Below are 6,695 nucleotides of genomic sequence, written 5' to 3' on the forward strand. Positions count from 1 at the left end.
TGCCGCCACGGCAGAGAGGTTAACCAGCGCCATACGTACCGCCTCTTTCGCCCAGGCGTCCGCGCATACATCGCCATCGAGGTCAGCCAGGAAATAGTCGTAGCCGAAGCGTCCGCCGCCGCCGCTGGAGCCGCGTTCACGCTTACCGTCCTCTTCCACCAGCACACTGACGGACAGACGCACCAGCGGACGAACGTCCGCCGCCAGCGTACCGTCGGTGGCGGCCACCAGAATCAGCTCATAGACCCCGGTCAGGCTGGCGGTCACTTCCTGCACGCGCTTATCTTCGGCGCGGGCGGTTTTGTCCACCCGGCGCAGGATATCCAGCTTCTCTTCCCGGCTCATGCTCTGCAGCGGATCGATACTGGTGTAAAGCGGCGAATGGGCCACGGCGCCCAGGGTTTTCACCTTACCATCGCCGCTGTCGCGCACGATGGTTCGCGCCGCCTGCGCGCTTTGTTCAAGCGCCAACAGGCTTATCTGGTCGGCATAGGCGAAACCGGTTTTCTCTCCGCTAACCGCACGTACGCCGACGCCCTGGTCGATATTGTACGAGCCGTCTTTAATGATGCTGTCTTCTAACACCCAGGATTCGTGATAACTCGACTGGAAATAGAGATCGCCATAATCCAGACGGCGCTCAGCAAGTTGGCCAAGTATGGCGAACAGATCCTGATGACTCAGGCCGTTTGCCGACAGCAGATGTTCACTTACCAGGTTCAGACTCATCGTTTTGCTACTCTTCGGTGACCGCTAACAGGGCGGTAAATCAGTTTATCTATTGAGAGTGGGGTAATTTACTACCCCCGTCAAATCATTGCTTTTTGTTGTCGCTCCGCGCCTGACGCAGCACCTCGTTGATCTGCGGCTGATCGATTGGACCGACAATGTGGTAGCGAAGAATGGAGACTTTACTCCACAGCGGTCCCAGCACTTTACTGGCGGCAAAGACCGCCGCGCCGACGATCGGGTTAATGGCAAACGCCGTGGCGACCCCCACCGTAGCGGAGATTTCCGGCGCCACAATAGCCTCCATATCAAGCCGACGGCGAACAAGGTCAACGGAGCCTTTCATCGCAATATCCGCTTCCAGGCCGTCCACCAGGGTATCGTCCGTATTCAGCACGCCGTCTTTGATCCACGCGGTACTGCGAATGGAGTCAAACCAGAAGCCTTCGCTGAAGGTATCGCTGAAGTCGAAACGCAGCTTACGCAGCAGAGCATCCACACTCAGCAGCCGCAGCAGTTGCCCCGCATGGCCGGTGCTGATATCAGTAAATTCGCCTTTCCCCAGCGAGGTTTTCAGGATGCCGTTTAATGACGCGACATCCGGTTTCCATGGCGCGGCACGCCAGTGCAGATCGTAGTCAACATCAAATGATGAACCGCGAATGGGGGTGGACAGGCCGAAGAAGTCAGCCGCCGCATTCAGCTTTTTACCTTTTACTTTACCTTTGAGCGACGTCCGTTCGCCGCCCGGCGCATTCACCCACTCGCCATCAGAAGTCAGGCGGGCAAATCCGGTATCAATCAGACCGTTAGACAGCGAGAGCGTATCGCCTTTGACGGCGAAATCCCCATCGATACGGCCATACTTCTGCCCCCACAGCCAGCACTCTGCGCAGCGCAGCTGCAAATCAGGCCAGTTGCGGAAGCTAATGCGCTTATCGCCGGGCGCGGCATCTACCGCCGTCAGGTTGTTTGCCGACACCGCCGACGGGTTGTAATAGAGATAACGAATCGTCACCTGCCATGGCGCGTTGTTGCGAATCGCAAGCGTAGCATTAATTTCACGCCCCTGAGCTTCCACCCGGCTGCCGTTCGTTTGCGGCTGAGAGACGATGCTCAGGTTGTTCCACTGCTGTCCCGCCATCGTCAATGCCGGTGTGCGCAGCGTCACGCGTTCGGGGAAGACCGCCGCGCCGCTGACGGTGTCTGCCGCCCCCTGACGGAAGAGCGCCAGCCACTGCGCGCCATCCATCGGCGGTAAATTCAGCTCAACGCCCGCCGCATCCGGCAGCGGTGGTACGCTGCGGCTGTCCGATGTCCAGATTGCACGATCCAGCGTCAGCTTCTTGTTCAGCAGCCAGCGACTGTTGATGTGGTTATTGCCGCCGATGTTGCCCGTCAGTTCAAACTGATTCAGACCACCGTCGACGTTGATTTTCATCGGCAGCGGTTTACCGGCTATTTTGTCTGCCGGAGCAGGTAAGCGACTGCTTACATTCTTTAGATCGCCGGTGAGCGCCACCTTGTAGTTCACGTTGCCGTGGTACGGCAGTTCAATGGCGACATTCCCCTGCCACGGCACGCTGCCGCTGAGGGTATCCTCCATCGCTTTCGGCAGCAGACCGGTGCGTACTGGCTGCCAGTCGGCGTCCATGTTCACCGATACCTGATAGGACTTCACCCCTTCGGTCGTCGTGAAACCGACGTTCAACGGCTGATTAAACCAGGTCGCCGTCAGCGGCCCGCTCTTCAGGTCGCCATTGGCAAAGCTGAACTGACCGCGCAGGTTCTTTATGGTGCTGTTCAGCGGCTTGATAAACAGGTCATTGTTATTCAGGCGCACATCGCCCTTCGCCAGCACCTGTTGACCATTGAGCGGGATATCGAGATGTAAGCGAGCATTCACATCGCCAGTAAGCTGAAGCTCGTCAAGCGTTGCGCCGAGCGAATTCTTCAACGGCGTCTCTTTAAAGTACGGTCCAACGGCATTGCCCGGACCGTTGATATCCGCGTCAATCAGCAGCTTTTCGTCTGCATAATCGGGAATGTTTGCCGTCAGGTTCGATGCCGTTACCCCGCCAAGCCCCACCTTATCCGACTGCATCCACAGACCGTCGTTGAGAAAGTTGAGATTGATGTCCAGATTGGTTAGCGCCGGCCAGTCAGGCTGGAAGGCAAAGGTCGCCTTATGCAATGGTACCCAGACCTGGAACTGCCCCTCGTTGTGCTTATACGGGAACAGATTCGGGTTGCCGCCGTACACCAGCGTGGCGTTCTCCGCCTGCCCGCCTTTAATGGCGGCGCTGAGGTAATCGACCAGCGCCTTGCCCATCAGGTTTTCCGGGAAGTATCGCCAGGCCTGACCGCCGTCGTTGGTGCTGATACCGGCCAGGATCCCCAGCCAGGGCTCATCGCCCTCTGGCTGCAGCCAGCGGAATCCGCCGTGCGCGCGAACCCCGGTCGCCTGTACGTCAATGTCGCGGCCATCCAGCATAAAGCCTTTTTCGTTCTTGACCCATTGCAGGTTGGCCACACCTTTAGCGACTTCCAGCGGCGCGCGGAATACCGTCTCGTACGGCATTTTGGCCTGCGATATCCCCAGGCTTAAGGCGCCATTTTCGACGCTGCCTTCCGCGTGGCCGGACAGGTGCTCAACGCCCGGCAGCAGCTTCCACTGCTTCCACGCAAGATTGTTCCAGGTGGTCTGGAAACGGGTTTTTTCCGGCGCGTTTAACGGGATATCCAGCGCCAGAGTGCCAATCTGACCGCTCGGCTGCATTGTTTGCCAGATATCCCCCAGCGAGGGCGAAAGCTTCGCGGCAATCGGCAGCAGGCCGCTCATACCGCCAAGCTCAAGGTTGCTGGCGCGAATGCGCAGTTCGTCGCTGCGCGCACGGTCTTTACCGCCGATGTCCTGATTCGGGAACCAGGCCAGGGTCAGCGCGCCCTGCGGCCAGCGTTTGCCGTCAATCGCAATGCGGGTATCCGGGATACGGAACTGCCAGCCGCCCTGCTCGCTGGAAATATGGGCCGTCAGGTTATCGACGACGAGATCGTGGGTGCGATTGTCGCCTTCCCAGCTTGCGCCGCCCTGCTTCAGCCAGACGTCGCCGCTGGCGATATCGCCTTTATCCAGCGTCATCCACCCCTCAAGGCTGAACCGCGCGGACGTCAGGGCGATGTTGTCCTCCATCCAGCGTCCAAGCCAGGGCTTCACGTCGATATCATCCGCCTGCAGCCAGACGCGCCCTTCGTTAAGCAGGCCGTTTTCATCGCGTAGATCCATGCGCACCTTCATCACGCCGTGCTGCCCGGTCAGGCTCGACAGGCTCAGCTCGCCCTCGGCCCGGTGACGGTTTTTACCGTTAACCCAGGTGAGTTGCGGGATAGACAATTCGGCCCGCTGCCCGGACAGGGTCAGGAAGCTCAGATGGCTGTCACGCAGGGTGAAATGGTCAAACTGACGCAAAAAGAGATCGCCGATACGATCGGTCTGTAGCGGTTCGCCTTCGGTGTTGCGCTGCAGCGGCGTATTCGTGCGAATTTGCAGTTGCCAGAAGGTGAGCTGGCGGAACTGCCAGCGCATATGCAGGAGGCTTTGCCAGACGTCCAGCGCCAGCGTAACGCGCCGCGCGGAAAGCGTACCGCCGTCGTTAAGCGCGGTTTTGATGTCGCGCACTTCGAGCGTCGGCCCAAAGTTCTGCCAGTTTGCCGTAAGCTCAGAGGCTTCCACCGGGTGGCCTGTCGCCTGAGAGATTTTCGCCAGCAGTTGCGGACGCCAGTCGTTCAGATGTGGCAAAACGAGACGCAGGCCACTTACCAGTAGCGCGACGGCGACAATCAGTGTTGCAACGGTGAGCAGAATAATCCCCGGCAAACGCCTCACGCATCTCTCCTTGTTAACCGAACGGCAAGCAGCGTACTTACATCATTACTACGTCAAACTGCTCCTGATTATAGAGCGGTTCAATTTGCACTTTGACCTGTTTGCCGACGAAAATCTCCACTTCCGCCAGCGCATGGGACTCTTCCCCTTTCAGGGTTTCAGCAACCGCCGCAGACGCATAGACCAGGAAGCGGTCAGAATCGTAGGCATGATGCACGCGAACAATCTCGCGCATAATTTCATAGCAGACCGTTTCGACCGTTTTCACCGTCCCGCGGCCATGGCAGGTCGGACATTCATTACACAGCACATGTTCCACGCTTTCGCGGGTTCGCTTACGGGTCATCTCCACCAGCCCCAGCTGCGAGAAGCCGTTAATGCTGGTTTTCACGCGGTCTTTGCTCAACGCCTGCTCCAGCGAGTGCAGCACGCGGCGACGGTGATCTTCATTACTCATATCGATAAAGTCGATGATGATGATGCCGCCGAGATTACGCAAGCGGAGCTGGCGCGCAATGGCCTGCGTCGCCTCGATATTGGTATTGAAAATGGTGTCGTCAAGGTTGCGGTGGCCGACAAACGCGCCGGTGTTGATGTCGATGGTGGTCATCGCTTCGGTTTGATCAATGATCAAATAGCCGCCGGACTTCAGCTCAACCTTACGCTCCAGCGCCCGCTGAATTTCATTTTCGACATCGTAGAGATCGAAAATCGGCTGACGCCCGCTGTAGTGCTCCAGCTTGCTGGTCATCTCCGGGATGTACTCGGCGGTAAACTCGAGCAGCGCGTCGAACGTCAGGCGGGAGTCTACGCGAATGCGGTCAAGCTGCGCATCGGCAAAATCGCGCAGCACGCGCTGCGCCAGCGCCAGCTCGCCGTACAGCTGGTAGCGGCTCTGATGGCGTTTTTTCCGCTCCATGACTTTGGTCCATACCCGCTTCAGGTAGGCGGCGTCGGAGGCTAAATCCTCTTCGCACACCCCTTCCGCCGCAGTACGGATAATAAAGCCGCCCTGTTCATCGCAGTAGTCGGTGACCACTTTTTTCAGGCGTTCACGCTCGGCTTCGCTTTCGATACGCTGGGAGACCCCAACGTGCGAGGCGCCGGGCATAAACACCAGATAGCGGGACGGCAGAGTAATGTCGGTAGTCAGACGCGCGCCTTTCGTGCCGAGAGGGTCTTTCACCACCTGCACCATCAGATCCTGTCCCTGGCGCACCAGTTCGGAAATATCGCGGACCGCGAACTGCTTTTGCTCTTCACCGGCAACGCATTCGGTATGCGGCATGATATCCGAGGCGTGGAGGAACGCGGCCTTATCCAGACCAATATCTACAAAAGCCGCCTGCATACCCGGTAGGACACGACTGACTCGACCCTTGTAGATATTGCCTACGATTCCGCGCCGCGCTTCACGCTCAATATGGATTTCCTGCAGAATGCCACCGTCGATGTACGCCACGCGCGTCTCCGATGGCGTGATATTTACTAATAATTCAGCCGTCATGTTTATCCCTTTGCTCACGCAGTGAGTTAAAGTTACCGAGCAACTCATACGTTTCCACCAGCGGTAAGCCGACTACGGCGTGATAGCTGCCATTTATCTTCCTGACAAAACAGCCACCCAACCCTTGAATACCGTATGCACCTGCTTTATCCATAGGTTCACCGCTGGCGATGTAGCCGGCGATCTCCTCGTCTGACAATACTCTGAACGTCACATCCGTCATCACCAGGCAGTCGATGACCTGCTGCCTGTCAGCCAGCGCCACTGCGGTCATCACCTGATGCGTTTGCCCGGAAAGCTGGCGCAGCATCGCCGCGGCATGCGCCGCGTCGCACGGCTTTTCCAGCACTTCGCCATTCAGCACCACAATCGTATCCGCTCCCAGCACCGGCAGGTCGCGCGCGGCCATGGCGACGCCCGCCAGCGCTTTCTCGCGCGCCAGTCGGGCAACGTAGTGCGGCGCGCTTTCCTGCGGCTGGCGTTGTTCTTCAATACCGGGCACCAGACGTTCAAACGTGACGCCCAGTTGGGTCAGCAACTCCTGACGACGGGGAGAGCCGGAAGCAAGATACA

At 58.4% G+C, this 6,695-nt stretch carries 4 protein-coding genes; all 4 read right to left on the reverse strand.

Features of this window, described 5'->3' with window-relative positions; genetic code table 11:
• On the reverse strand, positions 1–729 hold a 729-nt coding region (locus JO226_RS19780), incomplete at its 3' end, for a DNA gyrase modulator (protein WP_296406590.1).
• Positions 730–814: 85 nt separating this feature from the next.
• The gene (yhdP, locus tag JO226_RS19785) at positions 815–4,615 is read right to left on the reverse strand and encodes an AsmA2 domain-containing protein YhdP (protein ID WP_296406592.1); all 3,801 of its coding nucleotides are present in this window, start codon (positions 4,613–4,615) and stop codon (positions 815–817) included.
• Positions 4,616–4,652: 37 nt separating this feature from the next.
• On the reverse strand, positions 4,653–6,122 hold the full coding sequence (gene rng / locus JO226_RS19790; RefSeq protein WP_296406594.1) for a ribonuclease G: 1,470 nt from the start codon (positions 6,120–6,122) through the stop codon (positions 4,653–4,655).
• Positions 6,112–6,695, reverse strand: a 584-nt coding sequence (locus JO226_RS19795) for a nucleoside triphosphate pyrophosphatase (protein ID WP_296406596.1), incomplete at its 5' end; no start/stop codon positions are given. The genes JO226_RS19795 and rng, both read right to left, overlap by 11 nt.

Source organism: Pluralibacter sp., assembly GCF_019237635.1.
GTDB lineage: Bacteria > Pseudomonadota > Gammaproteobacteria > Enterobacterales > Enterobacteriaceae > Enterobacter_B.

Excerpts from the sequence above, each read along its gene's own strand:
- rng (WP_296406594.1), bottom strand. The coding sequence starts at position 6,122 with ATGACGGCTGAATTATTAGTAAATATCACGCCATCGGAGACGCGCGTG.